Here is a 22,395-nt window from a genome sequence, read left to right as displayed (position 1 = left end):
GGATGATTGAACAGATTTAGGTTTATCTGATAACTGGCTCCGCCAGTGGTATAACGTTTTGGTACAAATATCTAATCGCTCAGCGACTTCTGCAACTGAGTATCCACGCTCGGTAATTTGTTTAACAGCTGCTTCTTTAAACTCTTGGGTATAGCGTTTTCCTTTGCTCATAAAAACACCTTTTATTAGAAGTTACAATGTAACTCATTGAATGTCTAGCAAAGTCTGGGAAGTCCAATGAACTTATTTGAAACTCTGATAAATTCAATATACGGATCGTTACAATTCGAAGAAGAAACTATTTCGTTCTAGAGGTGGCAGCATACAGATGCGTTCACTGCCATTTTAGATTGGTCACATTTTAACATTGTTAATGTTAGATTCAATTACCTCCACACCCACTTGATCGTCGACAGCATTAAAGCAACGGGTGCTATATATCTTCCCCTCTTCAACAACTACTTTCGCTCTAGGAAAGGCATATGAGTTACCGTTGGCACAATAAAAAATTATTTCATAGCGACCAGGAAGAAGGTTCATGCGTTGAGGGTAACCACCAATAAATGAGTTGCCAATAGAGCGCCACCTAGGTGTTTCGATGTCACGGCTTTTATTCATTATTTCTGATATGCCGGGTACCCAAGTTGAATTTTCAATGGTTGGGCGAAGCATTGCTATTTTATCATTTGATAAGCTTTTATTTTTATAAGGTTTTGATACTGGCAGCATGGCACATCCGCTTATTCCAATTATTGTGAAAGCGAGTACAGCGTGTTTAGTAAGTAATTTCATAAATTAGTCTTTCTTTAATTAAATATAAATAACAGTGGTTTCTGGAGCGCACCTAGTGTGATCAAAGGTGTCCCGCAAAGGGCTTAACTTGATGTTACCTGTTGGGATCGTCGGGTAATGTTGTTTTAAGAACACGGCAACGCCATCTAGAGATTTATTGACGTCAAACAGTTCCTTAACTTCTCCTGTTGGCAGAACATGTTTATCAAAACTAAGCTCCCCCAGATAATGTATACCTTGCTTTTGTACATTTGTTACCATGACATTACCACCACAGTATCGTGTGAACCAGCTATTCCATTCTTTGGTCAAGGGGTCTTCCTCTGCAATGTTTACTAGCGCTACCGTTTTTTTTGGGGTGCTGAGCTGGATCTTAAATACGGCATACTCTTTGTCCGTATAAACCGTAGATGAGCTCTTCTCTTTCCATAAAAGTAATTGCTGCTGGTGGATCCCGTTTTTAGTAACTCCTCTTTTTGAGAAGGTAATACTTGTTTTAGAGTTAGGGTTACGAATGTTGTTTGAGGATAATTTCAGTATCGCTATAGCCTCATTGTCAGCTAAATTATCAAGACTTTCAGTTTCCTGTATTTTTTTTATACCAGCACTGCAGCCTGAGATTAAACTTAAACAAACCGCTGAGTAAATGCATTTCAAAAAGCTCATACTTTATATTCCTACTAAATGGAGTATTGATTTAGCACTTTCCACATAGAATGGCTTTCGCTTACTTTCTTGGGGCATCTTGCGTCTTGATGATGTGTCTTAAGCTCAAAATCATCTTTAAATTTTTTATGTGGTAGGAAGCAATAAACATGTCCATCCAGTGCGCTTGATGAGAGAGTCGTCCCGCCAAAATACTCGTCACCTTTAAACACTTGTATGGATATATTACTTTTGGTCTTGAAAAGGTTGAGTAAATATTTTTCTTGGAACTCAGTCATAGTGAAAGAGAAGTTATCATTAACTACAAGCTTTATGTTGTCTAACTTTTTAAATAGGCTCGTATCGATATAAAGTGATAACCCGTTTTTGATATATTGTCCTTCTAGTTGCTGTGTTCTTTTCGCTATTTCCTCACTGTCCGAGGGAACAATTGCTTCTTCAATTAAATTGTGATGAGCTGATTGATTATTAGTATGGTTACGAAAATGAATGTTGTATAAATTGAAATACGCTGCGGCATCAATAACATACTTTGAATCGTCGGACTCTTTCATTATGCTTATATTGGATAGCGCTTTAAAGCCATCCGGGTTTGATAGTTCGATAGCTTTTTTCGCAAATAGAGGTGCTTTTTCTCTTTCTGTCGCTTTATCAGAGCTAGCAGTATATTGAGCGGCAAGGCCTAACGCAATGACATTCCCTTTTGTTGCAAGCTCGAGTAGAATCTCGATCGCTTTTGGATCACTCTGACGTAGCCAAAAGTACCCTAATCCAGCCTCTAATTTACCCAATTTGTATGCCTTGAGATAACTGGTAGCGGCCTTCAAGGAATTTTGTGGGTATTTTCCAATACCTTGCTCATATGCGTAACCGTTAGCGTAATGAGCCGTTGCGTTGTTTGTTATAGTTAGTTCTTTACATTTATCTTGCATATATGGTTTAAAGTAAGCATTACCCTGAAAAACCCCTAAGCAAAGCATCTCTTTTTTTTCTGTTTCATACTTAGCACTTCTTACTGGCGCATCAGATACCCATGAAAGTACTTGTGCTCTGTCAGGTGTAATAGTTCTATGAATATATTTGTGGCTACCATCTTGAATCGAAAACTTTCCTTTAAATACACTTATCGCTGATTGCAACGAAATCGCGTATTTGTACTCTCCATTCGGCAAGGTGATCTTTCCATCTTTGGTGTTAGGGATTTCGATTGGTACCCACTGAAAAGGAGATATCTTTTGTTCTATTTTTTCAAAATAAGAATGACTAGGCGTTTCCACGATCCCTTTAGCATTAACTAGACTAGAAAAGAGGATTAAGGAGCAGAATGATCGTTTATTTAACACGTTTACTCGCAAATTAAATTAGTTATACAAAAAAACCGAGCTATATTATATCATTTTTTGTACACATTTAATCAACAGTTATTTAAACATATATGTCTTTTCATCTATCTTGAGTGGGTTTCTTTCGTTAGTGTCGTTTGATGGCGTTGTGAATTAGTGGACTTCCCAGCTTTTACAATACTAGTAGCGGTAAAATTCTGATATTTTGCTACATATACTATGTGTGAGAATGGCTATATCAAAAGAAAAGAAACCAAAATCCAACATCCAAATTGAACTTGATTCCATAGCGAATGAAGCCCTAAAGCGTCAGATAAAATCAGAAATGGCTTTGAATGGAGTAAATACGAGAGTAGTGGCAACGTGTTATCTAGTAATTAAGTGCCACTCTAAGTATTAAAAGATCATAATGGATTAGTCATTCATCCACATATTTCGTGTGAAACCTGTGGGTAGAGACACAAAAACAAAAACTATACCTATATTATTCAGAAATATAGAGTGAAAAAGCAGTATGATACTTTATTACTAAAAGGTGGTGGTTTTAGGACTGAAAATGATAATTACAAATTGCCAGTATGAAACTATTTAATTCAAGCATCACAATAGCGTAACAGTTTATAAGGCTTGCAGAGGAAGGCAGTAACAATCTATATTACTCTCTTACATTTTCTTGTGGGTGTATAAAGTGCGGGGCCACATTTTTGTGGGTGAACAATAAAGTGTTGAACGGTGTTTTAAGAGTTGCACTATAGGTTGGCAGGTTTCAGCTGTGCAAATAGAGTTTCATACGAGCCTGTAATAAACTCAGTGTAACTGTCATTTTATAGATATGTCTTTCGAGCGTTCCTCTAACTCAATAATAAAATGACTCATCGCCTGATGCCAGTTTTGAATCGGTATCGTCTATTTCTTGCTAGTATCTTATATCGCAAGGTAAACCATTTTTCTCGCTGAATCATCGCAAGGAAAGGTTTTACGCTTTTTGAACAGGCGGATGCATACAGGGTTGCAAGCTTACGTATTACATTTGTTATCAGACTTCATTGTCCTGTCTATGATCTCCCATTTAGTTAATTAAAATCCGCAACTTTGCTATTGCAGACTTTATTTATGTAGGTTGTAAGTTACTAATATTGAATCACTGCTAATTGTAACTACACTTTAGCTTGAGATCGATTTACCGCCGCACGTGTAAATAAGGAATGATTTATGGGAATGTTTAATAACTTAAAGTTAAGGTGGAAACTACTGCTAATTGCATTGATCCCACTAGGGTTTATGGTGTTCTTTGCCTTTAATCAAGTATCAAACAATCAAAAACAGGAAGCGGAAAGTGCTAACTTATTATTGCTTACCCAGCTATCGGTAATCTCTAACGAATTTGTTCATGAGATGCAAAAAGAGCGCGGTCTTACCGCTGGCTTTTTAGGCAGTAACGGCACGAAATTTCAGCAGCAAATAATGACGCAACGTCAAGACACAGACAAAGCAGCTAAAAATTACGATAATTTTGTCTCTAAAATAAATGCAAATACACTCAATAGAGACCTAATCAGGCAATTAGATCTGGCGAAGTCGTTAAAACAACAACTTAATGAAAAGCGCGAATCAATCAGCGCTTTGTCGATCCAAACCAGTGACGCAATTGGCTACTACACTCAGTCAAATGCGGCTTTTCTGGGGATCATTAACTTCCTTGCTAAGCTAAGTACCCAAAGCGATATCGTCAATGCTGCCTCGGCATATCGTAATTTCTTAAACAGTAAAGAGCTGGCTGGTGTTGAACGGGCAGTCTTTACCGCAGTATTTGCCAGTAATGAATTTAAACCGGGCCAATATGAGAGACTACGTAACTTAATTACCATTCAAGATACTTACCTTGAAGTCTACGTAAGCCTAGCAACACCAGCAAACTTACAGTTTTATCAAGACACAATGCAAAATAAGGCGGTAGAAGAAACTCAGAAAATGCGAGATATTGCATTTTCTAAAGTGTCTGAAGGCAATTTTGGCATTGACCCCGCTTATTGGTTTGAAATGCAAACGAATAAAATCAATCTGCTTAAAAAGGTATCGGATAAGTTATCCGTAGATTTAGCAACTAAGTCTGGCGATTCACTAGACCAAGCTGAAGCAAATGTATTTAATGCCATGTGGCTAATGATTGTGTCTATTTCCGTCACACTTGGCTTTGTATTTTTTGTACTACAAAGGATCACTGGGCCTATTAATAATGCGGTGACGATTGCCCAAGAAATTTCCAAAGATAATCTTGATAATCGCATTGTGGTCGATACCTCAGACGAGGCTGGTCAACTGTTAAATGCGCTCAGCAGTATGCAGACCAGCCTGCTAAAATCCCGATCTGAACTACAACAAAGAATGCAATTAGAGCGTAAGCAAGCCGCTGAGAACAACCGCTTAAAACAAGCGCTCGACAATGTGTCGGCAAATGTTGTGGTTGCTGACGCTAGCAATACGGTCATTTATCAAAATTTTGCGGCACAAGCTTTATTCAGAAGCGACGAAAGAGCGCTGCAAAGCGCCTTATCCAGTTTTAGTGCAATTAATGTGGTTGGTCGAAATGTTGCGGAATTACATCCTAACTCAAGCCATTTTGGGAAAGTGCTACATGGCTTAAACAGTACTCATAGTGAGGAGCTTACATTAGGCCACAAGACCCTTAATTATACGCTAAACCCAGTTATTAGCGATGAACAAAAGAAACTCGGTGTAGTGCTTGAACTGCAAGACTTGACTCAACAAAGAGACGCCGAAGCACAGGTACAAGGGGTTATTGAGGCGGCAGTAAATGGTCAACTTGATAAACGACTTGAAAGTCAGCATTTTAATGGTTCAATGAAACACCTTGCAGATAGCATCAACGAATTATTAGAGGCTATTGTTGGTCCGTTGCAAAACACAGCAAACGCGGTGAGATTGATCTCACAAGGCGATGTTCCTGAGCAGAACACCGCTGAATATAAGGGCGATTTTGCCATACTTACGGACAATTTAAATACATGTATCTTGGTGATAGGCCAGCTGATCAAGGACGTAAACTTACTTGCCAGTGCAGCTGTAGCTGGTGATTTGAAAAAACGCGTCGACTTGAGTAAACACAACGGCGACTTTAAAAAAATTGTCTCTGGTGTAAATAATATGATGGATGCTATGGTGGGGCCGTTAAGCAAAGCTGCGACCGTAGTTGATGCAATATCCGACGGGGCAATCCCCAGTCATATTACTGAGCCATACAATGGCGATTTTGATCATTTAAAAAATAACCTAAATACCTGTATTGATGCAGTTGGCAGGCTCATTGATGATGCAAATTCGTTGGCTAACTCGGCCAGTAATGGTGACCTAACCGCCAGAGCTGACATTGAGCAACATCAAGGTGATTTCAAGGAAATCATGAATGGTGTCAATACCTTACTCGAAGCCGTTGTCGCGCCTATAGATGAATGCAAACACGTGATGATGCAAATGGCTAGAGGTGATTTGACTCAGCAAATGAGCGACACATACCAAGGTGACTTTGCACTATTAAGTAACTCGATTAACGCTAGCCTAGATAACCTATCCTCGGTTATTCAGGGTGTAATGAATAACGCCCAACAAACCGATCAGTCATCAAGTGAATTATCCAGTGCGGTGGTCAATCTAAGCCAGCGAACTGAACAGCAAGCGGCTGCGCTTGAGGAAACTCGCTCAGTGATGGGGGAATTAACTGAGTCGGTCAGCTCCAACGCAGCTAAGGCAAAAAATGCGAATCAGCTTTCCTCGAGTACTCAACAACAAGCAGAAAATGGCTTCAAAGTAATGAAAGGTGCGGTTGAAAGTATGGAAGAAATCACCGAGGCTAGTAAGCGCATCACGGATATTATAGGCGTCATTGATGAAATTGCCTTCCAAACAAACCTGCTTGCTTTAAATGCCGCGGTAGAGGCAGCTCGAGCCGGCGATCAGGGAAAAGGGTTTGCGGTTGTTGCGGGTGAAGTACGCGCACTGGCACAGCGTTCTGCGAGTGCAGCCAAAGAGATTAAAGATCTCATCCGTGCCAGTGTCGATAAAGTTTCGATAGGTACAACGCTTGTAAATCAATCAGGGGAAACCCTCAACGAGATTCTTGCTGCAGCCCAGGACACTAGCAAAATGGTTGCCGAAATTGCAGACATTTCCGAAAATCAAAATGACGCAATTGAACAGGTTAATAAAGCTATTTTGCAAATGGACAAAATGACGCAACAAAATGCAGCCATGGCAGAAGAAGCTTCGGCGACGGCGGTGACTATGGCAGATCAAGCAAGCAATATGAAACAACAACTGAGTCGCTTTACTACCTGAGTTGCCCTGAGCTTGCCTGAGACTTGGTGATCCATGGTTAAACAATTGGCCTTCAGTAAAGTGAAAGTGACTTTCTTGTGAGAAATTTATATCAGATTTTTATTTCTTAATTTGAGTGGGGCAAATGCGGGTAGAGGTCGATCTGAAAAATTCTCGGGTATTTAACGATTGTTTAGTTTTAAAGTCTCATACAGGCTTATTACTCTGTGTTGTTAACAAAAGATGTAACCATGAAAATAGTTACTTCTGTGCATGGTAACTCACTATGTTGGCTACATTTTTCATATTGAGCATAGATGCTTACACCAATGTCGGGGGCACTCCGCTATTAAACTTTATTATTCAAAATTAGATATAAGAATCATACATAATTTATTCTAGTGTAAAGCTGTGTTGTAGCGGTCGATAATTTAGGTTGCATTTATTGACCTGTAGAGGCTGTGAGAGTGAAGCTATTTTGTACTGCGACATGGAAGCTGCCAGTTGCCTCCTTATTATAAATAATTGACCAGATCATCTCCCAATTTTAAATCCTCGACATTCAATTTTTCTCTGCACATTAGACGAGATGCGTAAACTTGAAAGAAACATTGCAGCGTGATTTCTACCACACAATCAGACAAGCTTTCAAAGTCGTTTAGACAAAGGTGATGCTTACCCTTCAAAGCAAGAAACCATGATATGGCTAATCTTTTCTTTACTGAGCGGCTTGACGATAAAATCTTTCACACAGTCATAATCGGAGGCTTTGGTTAAATCACAGGGGTTTTCCGAACTGGTTAGCATCATGACGATGATAGAGTTGTACGCTGCTTGCTTATTTAATGACTGATACTCATCTAGAAATTCAAAGCCGTTCATAATGGGCATATTTATATCAAGCAGTATCAAGGTTGGGGGAAATTTATCCGCGCCATATAATGCTCTTTTTTGGTCAATGTCGCTTAAAAAGTTCAGCGCATCTTCGCCATCGGTTGCAAAAAAAATGTCTGCTTCATCGTTGATGGCTTTGGCACGTATTAACGCTCTTTTTGCCAAATAAGCATCGGCATGATTATCATCAATAACGAGAATAGAAGAAATTGTCTTCATCGTAACTAGTCCTTTAAGTCTTTAATGCATACTGCTTAGGTATTAATACTTTGAATATAGTCCCTGTTGAAGAGCTTTCAAAAGTGATAGTGCCATTTAACTTTTCAACGTGCTTTTTAACAATATACATACCTAACCCACTTCCACTGGAAGTGTGAGGGTGAAATCTCTTAAACATTAAAAATACAGAGTCTTGGAACTTAGCTGGGATCCCTAACCCATTATCTTCAATCATGAAGCGTATGTTATTTTCTTGCTGTGTAACAGTGAGTTTTACGTAGCTGCTTTTCTGATTTTTATTTGCATATTTAATGCCGTTTGATATTAGGTTGGTGATAATTTGTTCAATTCTTACTTTAGGTGCGTCAAATCGTATGTGCTCGCGAATGTCGCTTAAGATGTCGACCTGGTTGTCTAAGTAGACATTGTCTAAATCTGCTTTAATATCAGTAAATAAAGATGCCAAGTTAATGGTGTCGTGGGTAAATTCTTGCAACTCAGCTTTCGACAGATCTAAAATGTTATCAATGAGCGTTTCCAGTTTCCTAATTTGTTTTTCTATTTGTGCCGCGGTGCTTTTTGCCTCATCGTAATAATGATCGTTAAGATCTTCGACAATGGCACTGGCACACCCTCGAATGGTTACTAAGGGGGCTTTTAAATCATGAGATGTGCGATAAGAAAAGTGTGATAGCTCTTCATTAGAGCGTTCTAGTGAGTCATTTAACAACATTAATCGTTGCTGTTGTTGCTGATTTTTCAGCGCAGTGTCTTGGAGTTGTATGGTCATGGTTTTTAACGCGCTGTCTAGCGCTTCATTTTGATTAAATAGCGCATGATCAACGTTATAATTCCCTTTAGCGACATCGTTGGCCAATGTGACGGTATTTTTTAAAGGGGTAATGATGGTTTGGACCAGAACGATTGTCACAACCATACTGCCAAAGATGGCCAATAGCATAAAACCCAGCGTAATATGTTGTAAGTTTTTTTCGCTTTTTTCTTCTTGTTTAAAGATGCGCTCCATTTCCCATTTCTGTGGGTCTAGTATTTTTCTTAAGATGGTTAGAATGTTATCTTTAAGTGGAATAACCTGATCTTGCATGAGTTTAATGGCTGCTACAGAGTTATTGTTTTTACTGAGTTGTTCAATTGCTAATTGCTGTGCTTTTAATTCAGTTAAAAGCGGCACGATTAAGTGCAGTTGGGCTTGATGCTCATCATTGTGCCACCGCGTTGCATAATTCATTAGCTGACTGTGCATTTTGTGGATAATTGACCATGTAGCCTGCCTTTGTCGAATGTGTTGTGTATGATTGAACAGTAGGGTGTCTTGAATATTCAGCATGGAAAGGTTAATGGCGTTTGTCATACGTAAATTGGCTTGTATTGACGGCTCATAGATAGTTTGTATTTTTCTCGATAGGTGAGTTAAATTGTCCACTTTAACCACCGACGTGATACTGGCGATGATGAGTGTTAAAAGTAAGCTAACAAAACAGAGGGTAATCTTCTTTTCTATGGTCAGCATTTTAATTTTCCAAGGATGCTTAATTAATACAGTAAAATCACAGATTTTATTTTTATCAAAAGAATGGCTTATGTTTTTTGATTTGAAATTAAATAGGCGCTTATCAGCAATAATAAAAATAAAATAACCGATGCAAAGTAAGCAATATTTTTAAGGATTGTTTGGGTGTAGAGGCCTATGAGGTCTAACTTAGTATGCACAGCAACAGCCCAAGGCTGCGTACTAATAGGAACTTGAAAGGTGATGTCTTGTGTGCCATTCGTTCTTGTTTGAATTCCACCAAAAGGGAGCCCTTCACCTGCCGATTGCGTGTAGGTTTTTGTTTCAATACCATCAGAAAGAATCCAGCCGGTTACGTCTTTGCCTACGTTGGAAGGTTTAGGATGCGCAATAACCCTATTTTCGTGCTGAACAATACACGCAAAATGCTCATCACTTTGTGGGGTGCTTTCTAACATAGCTTGTATTTGAGCTAGGGCTGCTTCCGTGCTTTTTCCTCTTTCTAAATCTAACGAAACTAATGTAGCAAGTCGTTCAGCTTGTTCTCTATTTTTATTTAAAGTTAGCTCCATCATGATATCGTAAACACTGCTGTAAATAATTGGAGAGACAGAGGCAATAATGAGCATGCTACTCAATAACATAATAAAAAATGCTTTTAAAAAACTCAGTTTCTTCATGTAATACAGCTCCATTTTAAGCTTGCGTATAGGTTCTTGTTTGTTTTTATCACTACTTAACAGCATAAATAATATATTACGGTTAATATTATTGGTTATGACTGTATAAATATCAATCATATGATTTTTAAAGTGCGGCGGCGTCACCTTGCTCACTCATATTTTCTGGTGGAGCGCATTGGCAATGACGTGCTTTCAAATGTGTTGGTTTTTAATCAGCGCGCTGTACTTTATTTGTAAATGATTCTATTGAAGGCAATATATGAATCTGTAATGTTCAATAGTAAGAGTGATGTCACAATGAATAGTGTGCTTGAATATGCTGCTAAGAGAGAGTCGTTAGTAGTGGTTAGCCAGTGAGTTTTTAAAGGATTAAAAGTGGAGTTTCCTCCACTTTCAAATAAGCAGCACTATGGTAGGGAAATTAAAAATTGAGAAATTGCTTTACCAATGGTGTCAGGGTCATCCTCTTGCATGAAATGTAACCCTTTGGCCGTGGCGATGGTTTGGTTCGGTAAACTTTTGGCAAACTTGCGTACATCACCTGTAATGAATACCCCAGGTTCTGCATCAATGAATAGCTTAGGCACCTTACTGGTTGTGAGCCAGTTAGAATAATTACCAATGCGGGTTGCTACGTCAGCAGGTTGGCCTGCAATGGGCACTTCACGAGGCCATTGTAATGTTGGTAGTCGGTCATCGCCGGAGTGTAAATAAGGGCGACGGTATTCATCCATCTGTGCTTGCGTTAATGCACGGGTTGTGACACTTGGCAGCATTTTTTCGATAAACATATTCTCTTCAAGGACTAACTTTAGCCCTGTTTCAGCACGTACTGCTTTGAGTGTAGGGTGAAAGTCTTTCGGTAAGTCTTTCCATTCTAATGGTTTTATAAAGGTTTCCATGTAAGCGATACCGCGTACACTGGCTTGATTGTGAAATGCCCAATCAAAACCAACAGCGCCGCCCCAGTCATGAAGGACTAAGGTCACTTCTGTTTTGGCGTTTATCTTACGCATGAATTCAGCGAAATACTTTGTATAACTGACTAAGCGGTATCTGTCTGTTTCTTCAGCCGGTAACTTATCACTGTCGCCCATTCCCATTTGGTCAACAACGATGATACGGCCTTGACCTGCGACGTGTGGAATAACATTTCGCCATAAATATGACGAAGTTGGGTTGCCATGTATAAATACGATAGGGCGACCTTCACCGCGCTCGATGTAGGCCATTTTTTTACCAAAGACGTCGACAAACTTTTTCTGTGCTTGCCATGTGTTGTTAGCATGTGCCGATATGCTGAATGTGAAGAGTATGACTGCAAACAGTATGAGTGTCTGTATGGCATTCACGACGGTTTTTTTTGTGGTGGTGTAATTGATCATCAAGGCTCTCTATGAATTATATGTGACTCGATCATATATAATTCAAGGGTGCTTGTCACGGGTAATATGTGACTTAGTCATGTATTTTTGTGGTGAGAAATGGGTGTTTATGCGTGAGTGAGTCATATATAATGACCGTATGAAAGATGATACTTATATAAATAATTTGCTCGGTGCGTTTGCAACGACGGTAACTGCAACGATAGATGAACACGTCAATACCGTGGGGTGTCGTAGTGCGAATGCGGCTACCGCACTTGTGACTATTTATAATCACCCGGATGATAGTATTGATGTTTTACGGAAAATTTTGAACCTGACACACTCAGGTGCTGTGCGGTTGATTAATGGCTTGGAAAGTGAAGCCCTGATTGAACGTCACCGCAGTGAAATGGATGGTCGTTCTGTAGTCATTCGACTCACGGATGAAGGTGTGCAGCGAGCGAAGCAAATATTAACGGCTCGCGCGAACGCAACACAATCAATAATGCAGTCAATAACGGTGGAACAACAGCAGCTGTTGTTGCCTATTCTTGAGCAGGCATTACGTACTGTGACACATGATGTGAGTGATGCACGAAAGATATGTCGATTATGCAACGAAGGGGTATGTCGCGTGCAAGGTTGCCCCGTTGAGCAATCGGCGGTGAGTCATACTTAAAGCGTTAAACGTACCGTGCTGATGGGTTAGGCGATGAGCGAATATGGCTGGATTGTGAAACATAATGCCAGTCTTACCTATAAGAATCGCCTCATTTCACAGATAACACTAACTAAACTGTTCAAAAATACGCTAGAATCGCCGGCTACTTTTTTAGCATTGAGCTGACCCCTTTATGACCTTAGCGACACCGCCTAGTAACTTTACTGACCTTGGCTTGATCCCCCCTTTATTGGCGCGATTAGCTGAATTGGAATACACCACCCCGACGCCAATTCAAGCACAGGCGATTGGTAGTGTATTGGCTGGACGTGATTTAATTGCTGGAGCGAATACGGGGTCGGGTAAAACGGCAGCATTTGCATTGCCATTGTTGCAACAGCTATCAAAGCCACTGCAAGCAAGTACGTCTACAAAGCGCGAAAAAGGCAATTTTGTTTCAGGGTTAGTGTTAGTGCCAACTCGCGAGCTGGCGACGCAAGTGGCGGATAGCATTAAATCTTATGCTGCACATTTTAATGGTGCAATTAAAACAACGGTTGTTTTTGGTGGGGTGTCGGTTAATAAGCAAATGCAAAACCTGCGCGGAGGCAGTGACATTGTTGTGGCAACGCCAGGTCGATTACTTGACTTAATTGCCAGTAATGCCATAAAACTCGATAAAGTGTGTACCTTGGTACTAGATGAAGCCGACCGCATGCTGGGACTCGGTTTTGCTGACGAGTTATCTAAGTTGCTGGCCTTAATGCCAAGTGAAAAGCAAACCATGTTATTTTCTGCCACTTTTCCTGAGCAAGTAACAGCACTGACAGATAAACTGTTAATTGATCCTGTTGAAATTCAAGTTCAAAGTCGCGATGCAAGTACAGTGATACAGCGGGTATTTACAATTAACAAAGGGCAAAAAACGGCCCTGCTAACGCACTTAATTCAGCAGCATAAGTGGCGACAAGTGCTTATATTTGTCAATGCGAAAAATCACTGTGAGCATTTGGCACAAAAATTAGAAAAGCAGGGCATTAATGCCAAAGTGTTTCATGGTGACAAAGGGCAAGCGGCGCGCACGCGTACGCTGGAAGCATTCAAGTCGGGTGAAATTGAGGTACTGATTGCCACTGATATTGCGGCGCGAGGGTTAGATATTGCTAAGCTCCCTGTTGTGATTAATTTTAACTTGCCAAGAAGTCCTGCGGATTATATGCATCGCATTGGTCGAAGTGGTCGTGCCGGTGAAATTGGGCTGGCGTTATCTTTGATTGATCATGATGACTATCATCACTTTAAAATCATTGAAAAGAAAAACAAAATTCGACTTGAACGAGAGCAAATTTCTGGGTTTGAGGCTGATGATGTTAACCCTGAACTTGCAGCAGATAAACCGATGGCTAAGCCCGAAGGGACTGGTAAGAAAAAACGTAAGCAGCAAGCTGATCCGGATGATGAAGTATGGACGGGTTGGAAAAAGCTATCTAAATAACCTCAGCTCTGGATAAGCGAATTTGCCCAATAAAGCTATTTTTCTCACGCTCGGCGTTGCTTTCATTTGTAATAGCCCGCTATTACTGCATAAAAGCGCCTTGATATTGAACTAAATATCATCATCGGATTGTACGTAAGTGTGTTTATAAAACATCTTCTATTCCAAAACCCTTATCCAAACCTGAGGTTAAATAACGATACCAATGCTGGGGAAAGCTCCCCAGCTCTATACTCACCGCGGTGTTAAATTATGATTGTTGGCACTCACTTACTTCTTGATTATCTTAAACAAAGGTTAGACGATTTCCCCTCCTAAAACCTCTTTCAATAATTTCCCTTCTCACTACGTTGACTTATGTGATGAGGTATAAATGAAGCCTATTGTAATTTGTTGTAATAACGCTTTTGTAACACCTACTATAAACTTGCCTACATAATGTGCTGAACCAGTTTAAAGACAAGGGTTACTTCAAGACAGACTGTTTAACAATCAAGGACCAATAACATGACGATTAAAAACAACCGACAACCGGCACCAGGATGGGTAGGTGGATTCGAAGAGTCAAATGCATTATTTTCGTATCCAGATCCTAATTTATCATCGTTACATATGCTAGATAACATGGCGAATATTGATAAATTGCAACGCCAGCAAGAGGTTTTATGGCCAGAATTTAGCTGGGAAACGCGTAAAGACGAAGAAAATACACGCAGGTGCTATCAAATGTTTGCACCCGATATTTCCCGTATAGGCTATACCAATGAGGGCCGCGTTTATTCCATTATTTGTCCTCAACAGGGGGCTTATTCACCATCATTTGGTGCGCTAAACGTTGAAGTCACCGTCACTGGCCAGCGAGGTTGGGTGAATGAAACGAATAAAACAATGGCAGCGGATATGTCTGTAGTAGGTAAAATTTGGTTTAGCCCAAGTGCCAAAACAACTAAGGCTTTCAAGCTATTAGAAAGTTTATTTCAGGCTATGAACTTACCATTCCCGTTATCAAAAACGACCGCAATCGTAGTGAAAACTTCTTTGCCGGGTGATCCAAACCAAGTGATATTCCCGCTCAGAAAGGGGCAAAGCCACGACTTTGATATTCCCGCGTTCGCTAAGCATATAGGTGAGGCGTGGGATGTTGCGCATTTAAATGTAGAAATTGGCGATGTTGAAAAAGTAGGTCACGATATCGTTGATGATTTTAACCAGTTATTTATGGATTTTTTCAATTTGGCGTCGGGCAATATGCTGCAAAATGGTAACGTGTTAAGTTGGAATGTATGGTTTAGTGCGCCACAAATCGTGGATCAGACAGAGTGGAGTGAACATGCTAAAAAATGGCGAGACTCCATAGATGCAGGTCATGGTAGTCCGGATGGCGAAGGTACTGTCGCGCGTTATTATGATGGCACTGAGTTTAAGCCTGCTGAAAATTTACTGGATATCGAAAAAGAGCGCCTTGCTGATTTTCTTACCAAGCACTTTTCGGTCATTGGCAAAGAAAAAGTAGACGCGTATCTCAAAGCGCAGATCTAAGTAACTAGCTTACTATCGCTTTTATTAACCTCTGTTGGTGGCTACCTGACCAACCAACAAAGGTTAATAATGTCAATAATTCACACCTTGCACGTATATTCCATTCGATGTTTTTGCTACTTAGAGTTGTAAAGCAATGAGCCAAACCCTCACTTTTATCCTAATCTGGTGATGTTAAATCTGGCTTACATACCCTGTACTCACTCACCCCCTTCCATTATTTAAGTAAAATCCAACGACTTAAATTGTTGATTTTAATAAATATTATAATTCATTAGCAAATATTACTAAATGTTATCTGGTATTTACAGTTGTTGAGAAATAACCAATGATGACATCCATTGACTGCATCGGTGGTTCATTGTGATATGCGACATTGATATTGACGCCGGAGCGTATGAAAAGTGTTTGAGCCTTAGTGTGGGGTTGAGGGAGATAAAATGATTAGGTACTTAATTGTGGCTTTTTTATGTGGTGGGGTCGCTAGTGTGTCACTCTTTAAAGCTGTATCAAAAGAGCCAACTGTAAATGAGGTCACAGCGCTGAATGAGGATGTTCCTGCTATCACGTGTAATTCATATGAGGTGAAGCAAGAAAATGCCATGTTGAGGGAGCGTATTAAGCACCTTGAGCCGCCTTTATCTTCAGTTGTGCTAGAGCGTCACACAACAGACACTGCATTACCTAAACAAAAGCAGAATGACGGTGAGCTTGATGCTGCGTCTATCGCAACCATCAAGAGCCAACTGGCAGTGTATTCGGTTAAACCGGTGATGCTACAGCTCACTCGACAGCTCGCTTTGGATGAAAATCGACAGCAGGCTGTGGAAAAACTACTTGATGAGAAAGCCGCGCAAGATTTTGTATCTTGGCAGCGCTTTAGTCAGTTAGCCAATGATGGGCCTGACGACACAGACCTTTATCAACAAGAGTATCTGGATACCTTGTCTACGAATGCGATGGCATATCGCTCCAGTTTAGCAAGTGTGTTGAATGAAGCGCAATTGGCAGACTATCAGGCATTTGAATCGGAACAAGCTAATTTACAAGTTTATCAAAAGCAACAATCACTGTTGCATGCGGTTAAATCTCTAAACTTAGATGAGTATCAAAAATCTGAAGTTACTCGTTTATCAAAATATGTGTATTCCAAAGTATCTGACAACACGTTAGGTACGTCAGGCAGTCCATATGCTTTCCCTGCTGTGGTTGTGGACTCGGAAAAGTTGGCTGAAATTAAAGCCATATTTACTAAAGAGCAGCGTCAACATTTTAATTTATAAAGCTGCCAAAATTTAATTAATGTATAAGGATAGGTATGAAAACAGTAATTTTAACTGCAATTGCCGCGGTAGTAACACTCACGAGTGTGACTGCAGAAGCGAGAAGAAACTGCCCTGGTGGGCAAGGGTATTGGGATGTAGAAGTACGTAATGTGCGTGTGTGTGATACAGAAACGCAAACATACACAGAAACCAAACGCCATTGTGGTTACCAAGGTACAATTTGGTTAGGGCATTTATGGAACCAACCTGATTTTCCTCTACCAATGACGCGTTATGTAACCGGCAGCAGCGTTTTAGATGAAAGTAAATCTTGTCCTGGCTCACAATATAAGCATGAAACGGGGACCTATTGGTACACTAAACCGGATGGTTTCAAAACGATTGATTGGTATAAATACACGGGCTCAATTGGTTTAACGAGTAATCAGCTTAAAACCAGTACGCATACGCGCACCGTAGAAACTAATTGTAGAACTGAGCAAAAAGTAACGCGGGTATTTCGCTGTGGTCATCAGCCATAGGTAGTATCCCCTAGGCGTGATATAGCGCTGAAAGTAAGACCCCTAACTTGTTATGAATAAAAGCTGTATATGTTAGTAATGCTGACATGTATGGCTTTTTTTGTCGATGCGTTTTACTTGATAGGCTGATTGAAATATCAAAATGGTGAGTTGTACACAATTTGATTGTTACTTGTCGTTGCGATGCATTTGACAAGCAACAATCGTGGCCGAGGCAGTTTTAGCGATAAAATGCTTCCACAGTGCCTTTGACAGTCAGCAGCAAAGGTTGGCCTCTACGATCAAGTGCCTTAGGAGACGCCACTTTAATCCACCCTTCACTAATGCAGTACTCTTCAACATCAAAGCGCTCTTTGCCATTGATTTTAATACCAATATCATGCTCAAACACCGCCGCAACGTGATAACGGCTGCGTGGGTTGATAGAAAGGCGATCTGGGAGTGTTGGTTGTGATGTGGTGTCGTTCATAGCATGGCTTCTTATGAGTAAAATATGCGCCATTGTAGGCAATACAGCACCTATGCTCAAGTACCACTAAAAAGAAATATGCTGGCATATGGCCGGCCGTGTTATAGCCGCCCCTTTAAGTACGAGGGTCATTCCCCCCGCAAATACATCACTGACTTTGCCTGTTATGTGTCGAGTATAACCCCTATAACACCGCCTATTTTTTAGTGTAAATAGAGATTTCTATATTGAGCGTGGTGGAGTGCACAAAAAGCCCATGAGAGAACGCAGGCTTTTTGTGGCTTATAGTCCATTCACTGAGTAACTCAGAGTGAGCGGCGATCAGTTAAGGGTTAACGCGAAAATAGACTGGGGGATTATGTGGGTTGAGTGTTTCATCCATGATTAGTTCGCCGTTCGGTATACTTTGATTGGCATGTTCTAACGAGTCGTATTGTTGATTATTGAAAATACTCGACACGACGAGTTCGAGGCCTTGATTATTAATATTTTTGCATTTTCTTACTTTGAATGTTGCGTTAACGGTTTCCCACTGACATTGCTGCAAAGATACGGTGACACCATTGATGACTTGTTGTTCAGGATGTTTCTGAAAATAAACTGGACCAACTTGGCAGTTGCTCGCAGCGTTGGTGCTTATCACGCCAGATTCTAGCGTGTGATTTACTGAGGGGTTATCGAATATTTGACAATGCGTCCCAACTGCAACCTTAGATGCAATAAAAGGAACGGGTGTATTGTCAGGTGTGTTTTGACAGGTATATTGCGCGTAAGCACCCTGTAAAGCTTGCCATTGACAGTCAAGCAGTGTTTGTGTGAAACCATTTACAATTCGGGTTGGTGGAGCCGGGGTAAAGTAAACGGCATCGTTATAACAACTGGTATCGTCATCAACGGTTATTGTTCCCTGCAACTTGGGCAGGTAACCCGTTTTTTTCGTTGCGACACAAAACTGAGAGGCGCGAATATACATACGGCTGGCCACTTCAAATTCGTCGGTAAAGCGGTCGGTGATGTTGGTGCAATGCTGAGTTTCAGCGAGTGCCATGTCGGTGTTATATGTTTCTTTCCAATAGCAATTAAGCGGTGAGGAGGATGAGGCATACGTACTGATAGAAAAAAGCATAGTGAGTATGAGTAGTAGTGTTTTAACGCATGTATTTATCATTTTACTTTCCTTATAAATTGATGTCCTTTGTATTGTTAGCAAAGGTTTCCTGAATATAAAATGACTCGCGTACCTATTAATATAAAAACTGTGGCTATTATAATTGTATAAAAATATGCATTGAGCATTGGTGGATAGTTGACGGGTAGCAAAATGATTACTTTTCTGGGGGAATTATTGGGCGTTTTCGAAGAAAGATCGCGTGATCTAATTTGAGTAACTACACTGTTAACCATAAGTGTAAATATAGGTCGCGTAGTGTATGAAAAGATTGAATATTGGCACCCGAATATATGCAATGGGTATTGCGCAATTGGGTTTATTGTTAATTGTAAGCATATTGTCGCTTGTGCAGATGGCTAAAATTGGCAATGAGCTAGTTGATATTGCCGAAGAAGACATTCCACTCACCCGATTTTTAACGGAAATAACGGAGCATCAACTGGAACAAGCGGTGCTATTTGAGCGCGCGTTACTGTACAAATCATTAATTGATCAAGGTGAGCAGAGTTTTGCACAGCCCCTTAACTCGATTTTAACGGATATTTCAGCGTTGGGTGACAAAATAGATAAGGAGCTTGAGCAAGCCATTGACTTTTCTGCTGACGCCGTCACAAAAGCGCACGTAGAGGCATCGGCTAGTAAGTTTAGGGCAGTGAATCAGCAGTTGCGCTTAATTAATGAACATTATCGGACGGCTCATACGCATATGAACGCGGTGCTAAATCGTCTTAATGAGCAAGCACTTGCTTCATTGATGGAAGATGTACTTGTGGTGGAACATGAGGAGGATGAGTTAAAACAAGAGCTTATTGCATTGTTAGGCGGCATTCAGCAATTTACACAAGACGCCTCTTTACAAGCTGAGCACGATGAACAAGCAGCCATTATGTGGATTGCGATAACATCAGCCGTTGCAGTCGTATTTGCCATCGGTATATCACTGGTGGTTGGTCGCTCGATCACGGTCCCGATTGATGCGCTTATTGAACGATTAAAATCAGTGGCCAACGGTAATGGTGATTTAACGGTGCAACTGGATGAGTCGGCTGGAGATGAAACTGGGGTTATGGCCAAAGAGTTTAACAAGTTCATTGGTAATTTACGCAGTATTATAGCGAGTACCAACAATATTGTGCGAAGTTTGGGTGAGTCGTCTGAATTAGCCACACAAGTTGTTGGCCAGACGAAGCAAAATGTATTGGATCAAAAAAGCCAAACTGAAATGGTGGCCGCGGCCGTATATCAAATGAGCACCACCACACAAGATGTATCGAAAAGCACGGCAAATGCAGCGGAGGCGACACAGAATGTGCGTAATAAGGTGGCGTCGAGTAAAGCCATTGCAACAGAAACCAATGACATTATTGAGAGCTTAGTTGGTGAAATGAACGAAGCGTCAGCAGACATTACCTCTTTAGTAGAAGAAACCAATAATATCAGCACGGTACTGGAGTCAATACAGAGTATTTCTGAACAAACGAACTTACTTGCCCTTAACGCAGCCATTGAAGCGGCAAGGGCGGGTGAAACAGGGCGCGGTTTTGCGGTGGTTGCTGATGAAGTACGTACCTTGGCAAGCCGCACACAAGGCTCAACGGCTGATATTCAAGATTTACTCTCACGGTTAAAAACAGAAGCCAATAAAGTGGTTGTGAGTATGGCTAAAGGAACAGAAAGCGCCAGTGCTTGTTTAGGTAAAAGCCGAGAGACACGCAGTACATTGGATGAAGCGGCGCAATCGATAGATTTAATTAATGACTTGAATACCCAAATAGCCACTGCAGCTGAGCAGCAGTCGGTGGTAGCAGGAGATATTGATAAAAGCGTAAATAATATTAATGACTTAGCAACTGAAACGGCGCAAGGAGCCAGTGAAACATCTGAGGCCAATCAAAATATAGCAAAACGGGTGGTAGACCTACATGCGAACTTTGATCAATTTGTAACCTAGTCTGCGGCACGCGCCAAGACGCTATTGAGTTTCCTCAATAGCGTCTATACCTTTCCTTTACTTTAAAATCTATATCGCGAAAACTTCACCATAACCGACCCTTGGTGAGGCTTTTATGGTTTGAGGTATTCAGCATTAATAGACCATATTGCGCAAATATAATTAGTTTACTTATTGTGTACAAGCGGTGCTATAGTATTGATATAAAATAATAATAACGTAAATAGATAAAGAACATGCCAAGGGTTATGAATCACCATGCTTTTAAACTCGTTATATTTTTAGTACTGCTTGGTTGGCATTACGCTGCGTTTGCTTGTCAACAGAAGGTGCGTGTTGGTATTAATGAAGGTTGGCCACCTTATGTGATTAAACAGCCTGATAAATTTATTGGGGTGGATGTTGATATTATTAAAAACATATTGAGTGCAGCCAATTATTGCGTGTCATTTGTCGAACTTCCTTCTTCAAGTCGCGCATTTGAGCAGTTGAAAAAAGGCACTATCGATATGCTTTTTGCTGCCAGCTATACCAAGCAACGTGCTGACTTTGCAACATTTACAGAGGCGTATCGTGAAGAGGTGATGCGGTTGTATGCACATCGAGATAGTGACGTGGTAAAGGCAACGATAGAGCATATTTTGATAAATAAAGGGACCATAGGGATAAATCTCGGCAGTTTTTATGGAGCGTCATTCTCTCAGCTGGTGGCGCGTTTTCCAGCGCAAATCGCAGAATTACCACTGGCAAAACAACGTTTTGATTTATTAAATAAACAGCGATTAGACTATGTGGTTGAAGATGAGCTGTCTGGGCGTTATTTTTTAAAGCAAAGGCATTATGTGCATTTGTTGGAAACCGCTCAGGTCGTGCATCGCAACCCAGTGTATTTTATGTTTCGACAAGGCTATGTTAGTTCACAGCAGTTGCAGGTAATTAATCAAGCAATAAACGCGAACAAAGAAATTACGCAGGGCTTATTGTCTCAGTATCAGCAGTATTTATAAACTCAGCTTGGCTGTTATTGACCGTATGTTACGGTGATGGCTAAGCTGGCCCCGATAAAGGTGGGTATGATGGCTTACGCAAGATGTAGGCTAACACCGCAAGCTCAGTGACCGCAACAATGACTAAAACCCATACGGGTGGTTGATTTAATAATAAAATCAAGAACCCAAGACTCATACCAATTCCCGCCCCCCACTTCCCTTTGGGTGGTACAACCTGATACTTTTGCCATTGTTGCAGGCTATAGCCAAATTTAGGGTGATTAAGCAACCAGTTTGCAAAACGGGGTGAAGAGCGGGTAAAACACGCAAGGGCAAGAATAAAGAAAATGGTGGTGGGCATGACTGGGAGCACAATGCCAATAAATCCAAGTGCAACAAACACAATGCCTGTTAAATGCAGCCAAAAGCACTTATTGAAAATACCATTTATCTTTTTCTGCATGCCTATGACCCTGTAAATCAGCT

19 protein-coding genes and 1 pseudogene are annotated in these 22,395 nt (G+C 40.7%); 8 read left to right on the top strand and 12 right to left on the bottom strand.

What is annotated here, in order from left to right:
- From J8L98_RS10795 to J8L98_RS24845, 5 genes and pseudogenes are all read right to left on the bottom strand, one after another.
- Nucleotides 1-171, bottom strand: a 171-nt coding sequence (locus J8L98_RS10795) for a transposase (protein WP_210996411.1), incomplete at its 3' end; no start/stop codon positions are given.
- Between the two features lie 183 nt (nucleotides 172-354).
- A complete protein-coding gene (locus tag J8L98_RS10790; RefSeq protein WP_210996402.1) occupies nucleotides 355-792 on the bottom strand; it encodes a hypothetical protein in 438 nt (145 codons plus the stop codon).
- Between the two features lie 18 nt (nucleotides 793-810).
- Complete coding sequence (locus J8L98_RS10785) at nucleotides 811-1,458, bottom strand: hypothetical protein (RefSeq protein WP_210996401.1); 648 nt, start codon at nucleotides 1,456-1,458, stop codon at nucleotides 811-813.
- A gap of 14 nt (nucleotides 1,459-1,472) precedes the next feature.
- The gene (locus J8L98_RS10780) at nucleotides 1,473-2,801 is read right to left on the bottom strand and encodes a hypothetical protein (protein WP_210996400.1); all 1,329 of its coding nucleotides are present in this window, start codon (nucleotides 2,799-2,801) and stop codon (nucleotides 1,473-1,475) included.
- Between the two features lie 819 nt (nucleotides 2,802-3,620).
- Nucleotides 3,621-3,788: pseudogene (locus J8L98_RS24845) on the bottom strand (IS256 family transposase); the annotation flags it as partial.
- A gap of 225 nt (nucleotides 3,789-4,013) precedes the next feature.
- On the opposite strand from J8L98_RS24845, the gene J8L98_RS10775 reads away from it, so the two are divergent.
- Nucleotides 4,014-7,154: a nitrate- and nitrite sensing domain-containing protein gene (locus J8L98_RS10775; RefSeq protein WP_210996399.1), complete on the top strand. Its 3,141-nt coding sequence runs from the start codon at nucleotides 4,014-4,016 to the stop codon at nucleotides 7,152-7,154.
- A gap of 654 nt (nucleotides 7,155-7,808) precedes the next feature.
- Here J8L98_RS10775 and J8L98_RS10770 read toward each other — a convergent pair.
- The 4 genes from J8L98_RS10770 to J8L98_RS10755 form a co-directional block, all read right to left on the bottom strand.
- Nucleotides 7,809-8,246, bottom strand: coding sequence for a response regulator (locus J8L98_RS10770; protein ID WP_210996398.1), 438 nt, complete (start codon nucleotides 8,244-8,246; stop codon nucleotides 7,809-7,811).
- 13 nt (nucleotides 8,247-8,259) lie between these two features.
- Nucleotides 8,260-9,777, bottom strand: coding sequence for a HAMP domain-containing sensor histidine kinase (locus J8L98_RS10765; RefSeq protein WP_210996397.1), 1,518 nt, complete (start codon nucleotides 9,775-9,777; stop codon nucleotides 8,260-8,262).
- Between the two features lie 68 nt (nucleotides 9,778-9,845).
- On the bottom strand, nucleotides 9,846-10,457 hold the full coding sequence (locus J8L98_RS10760) for a cache domain-containing protein (RefSeq protein ID WP_210996396.1): 612 nt from the start codon (nucleotides 10,455-10,457) through the stop codon (nucleotides 9,846-9,848).
- A 410-nt stretch (nucleotides 10,458-10,867) separates the two neighbouring features.
- Nucleotides 10,868-11,845, bottom strand: a complete 978-nt coding sequence (locus J8L98_RS10755; RefSeq protein ID WP_210996395.1) for a haloalkane dehalogenase — start codon at nucleotides 11,843-11,845, stop codon at nucleotides 10,868-10,870.
- Nucleotides 11,846-11,984: 139 nt separating this feature from the next.
- Between J8L98_RS10755 and J8L98_RS10750 the strand changes: the two genes are divergently transcribed.
- The 5 genes from J8L98_RS10750 to J8L98_RS10730 all read left to right on the top strand — a co-directional run bounded on the left by J8L98_RS10750 (nucleotide 11,985) and on the right by J8L98_RS10730 (nucleotide 17,329).
- On the top strand, nucleotides 11,985-12,506 hold the full coding sequence (locus J8L98_RS10750) for a MarR family transcriptional regulator (protein WP_210996394.1): 522 nt from the start codon (nucleotides 11,985-11,987) through the stop codon (nucleotides 12,504-12,506).
- 175 nt (nucleotides 12,507-12,681) lie between these two features.
- The gene (locus J8L98_RS10745; protein WP_210996393.1) at nucleotides 12,682-13,983 is read left to right on the top strand and encodes a DEAD/DEAH box helicase; all 1,302 of its coding nucleotides are present in this window, start codon (nucleotides 12,682-12,684) and stop codon (nucleotides 13,981-13,983) included.
- A 507-nt stretch (nucleotides 13,984-14,490) separates the two neighbouring features.
- Nucleotides 14,491-15,522, top strand: coding sequence for a hypothetical protein (locus tag J8L98_RS10740; RefSeq protein WP_210996392.1), 1,032 nt, complete (start codon nucleotides 14,491-14,493; stop codon nucleotides 15,520-15,522).
- A gap of 440 nt (nucleotides 15,523-15,962) precedes the next feature.
- Nucleotides 15,963-16,805, top strand: a complete 843-nt coding sequence (locus J8L98_RS10735) for a hypothetical protein (protein ID WP_210996391.1) — start codon at nucleotides 15,963-15,965, stop codon at nucleotides 16,803-16,805.
- Between the two features lie 35 nt (nucleotides 16,806-16,840).
- The gene (locus J8L98_RS10730) at nucleotides 16,841-17,329 is read left to right on the top strand and encodes a hypothetical protein (RefSeq protein WP_210996390.1); all 489 of its coding nucleotides are present in this window, start codon (nucleotides 16,841-16,843) and stop codon (nucleotides 17,327-17,329) included.
- Between the two features lie 220 nt (nucleotides 17,330-17,549).
- On the opposite strand, the gene J8L98_RS10725 is transcribed toward J8L98_RS10730, so the two are convergent.
- Both J8L98_RS10725 and J8L98_RS10720 read right to left on the bottom strand, forming a co-directional pair.
- On the bottom strand, nucleotides 17,550-17,798 hold the full coding sequence (locus J8L98_RS10725) for a DUF3297 family protein (protein WP_192509103.1): 249 nt from the start codon (nucleotides 17,796-17,798) through the stop codon (nucleotides 17,550-17,552).
- A gap of 325 nt (nucleotides 17,799-18,123) precedes the next feature.
- On the bottom strand, nucleotides 18,124-18,966 hold the full coding sequence (locus tag J8L98_RS10720; RefSeq protein ID WP_210996389.1) for a hypothetical protein: 843 nt from the start codon (nucleotides 18,964-18,966) through the stop codon (nucleotides 18,124-18,126).
- Between the two features lie 262 nt (nucleotides 18,967-19,228).
- Here J8L98_RS10720 and J8L98_RS10715 point away from each other — a divergent pair, with 262 nt between their 5' ends.
- Together J8L98_RS10715 and J8L98_RS10710 are read left to right on the top strand one after the other, a co-directional pair.
- On the top strand, nucleotides 19,229-20,920 hold the full coding sequence (locus J8L98_RS10715; protein WP_210996388.1) for a methyl-accepting chemotaxis protein: 1,692 nt from the start codon (nucleotides 19,229-19,231) through the stop codon (nucleotides 20,918-20,920).
- A gap of 248 nt (nucleotides 20,921-21,168) precedes the next feature.
- Entirely contained in the window at nucleotides 21,169-21,927 is a 759-nt protein-coding gene (locus J8L98_RS10710) for a transporter substrate-binding domain-containing protein (protein WP_210996387.1), read from the top strand.
- Nucleotides 21,928-21,967: 40 nt separating this feature from the next.
- On the opposite strand, the gene J8L98_RS10705 is transcribed toward J8L98_RS10710, so the two are convergent.
- On the bottom strand, nucleotides 21,968-22,372 hold the full coding sequence (locus J8L98_RS10705) for a YbaN family protein (RefSeq protein WP_210996386.1): 405 nt from the start codon (nucleotides 22,370-22,372) through the stop codon (nucleotides 21,968-21,970).
- Nucleotides 22,373-22,395 lie beyond the last annotated feature (23 nt).

Origin of the sequence: Pseudoalteromonas sp. MMG013, assembly GCF_018100885.1 — a bacterium.
Lineage (GTDB): Bacteria > Pseudomonadota > Gammaproteobacteria > Enterobacterales > Alteromonadaceae > Pseudoalteromonas > Pseudoalteromonas aurantia.
This window is presented reverse-complemented; position numbering and strand designations above follow the sequence as displayed.

Bases quoted from the DNA above. Each gene is read 5' to 3' on its own strand.
- J8L98_RS10765 (WP_210996397.1), bottom strand. From the start codon at position 9,777: ATGCTGACCATAGAAAAGAAGATTACCCTCTGTTTTGTTAGCTTACTT.
- J8L98_RS10720 (WP_210996389.1), bottom strand. From the start codon at position 18,966: ATGATAAATACATGCGTTAAAACACTACTACTCATACTCACTATGCTT.
- J8L98_RS10725 (WP_192509103.1), bottom strand. From the start codon at position 17,798: ATGAACGACACCACATCACAACCAACACTCCCAGATCGCCTTTCTATC.
- J8L98_RS10715 (WP_210996388.1), top strand. From the start codon at position 19,229: ATGAAAAGATTGAATATTGGCACCCGAATATATGCAATGGGTATTGCG.
- J8L98_RS10745 (WP_210996393.1), top strand. From the start codon at position 12,682: ATGACCTTAGCGACACCGCCTAGTAACTTTACTGACCTTGGCTTGATC.
- J8L98_RS10760 (WP_210996396.1), bottom strand. From the start codon at position 10,457: ATGAAGAAACTGAGTTTTTTAAAAGCATTTTTTATTATGTTATTGAGT.
- J8L98_RS10710 (WP_210996387.1), top strand. From the start codon at position 21,169: ATGAATCACCATGCTTTTAAACTCGTTATATTTTTAGTACTGCTTGGT.
- J8L98_RS10735 (WP_210996391.1), top strand. From the start codon at position 15,963: ATGATTAGGTACTTAATTGTGGCTTTTTTATGTGGTGGGGTCGCTAGT.
- J8L98_RS10770 (WP_210996398.1), bottom strand. From the start codon at position 8,246: ATGAAGACAATTTCTTCTATTCTCGTTATTGATGATAATCATGCCGAT.
- J8L98_RS10755 (WP_210996395.1), bottom strand. From the start codon at position 11,845: ATGATCAATTACACCACCACAAAAAAAACCGTCGTGAATGCCATACAG.
- J8L98_RS10785 (WP_210996401.1), bottom strand. From the start codon at position 1,458: ATGAGCTTTTTGAAATGCATTTACTCAGCGGTTTGTTTAAGTTTAATC.
- J8L98_RS10750 (WP_210996394.1), top strand. From the start codon at position 11,985: ATGAAAGATGATACTTATATAAATAATTTGCTCGGTGCGTTTGCAACG.
- J8L98_RS10790 (WP_210996402.1), bottom strand. From the start codon at position 792: ATGAAATTACTTACTAAACACGCTGTACTCGCTTTCACAATAATTGGA.
- J8L98_RS10740 (WP_210996392.1), top strand. From the start codon at position 14,491: ATGACGATTAAAAACAACCGACAACCGGCACCAGGATGGGTAGGTGGA.
- J8L98_RS10705 (WP_210996386.1), bottom strand. From the start codon at position 22,372: ATGCAGAAAAAGATAAATGGTATTTTCAATAAGTGCTTTTGGCTGCAT.
- J8L98_RS10730 (WP_210996390.1), top strand. From the start codon at position 16,841: ATGAAAACAGTAATTTTAACTGCAATTGCCGCGGTAGTAACACTCACG.
- J8L98_RS10775 (WP_210996399.1), top strand. From the start codon at position 4,014: ATGGGAATGTTTAATAACTTAAAGTTAAGGTGGAAACTACTGCTAATT.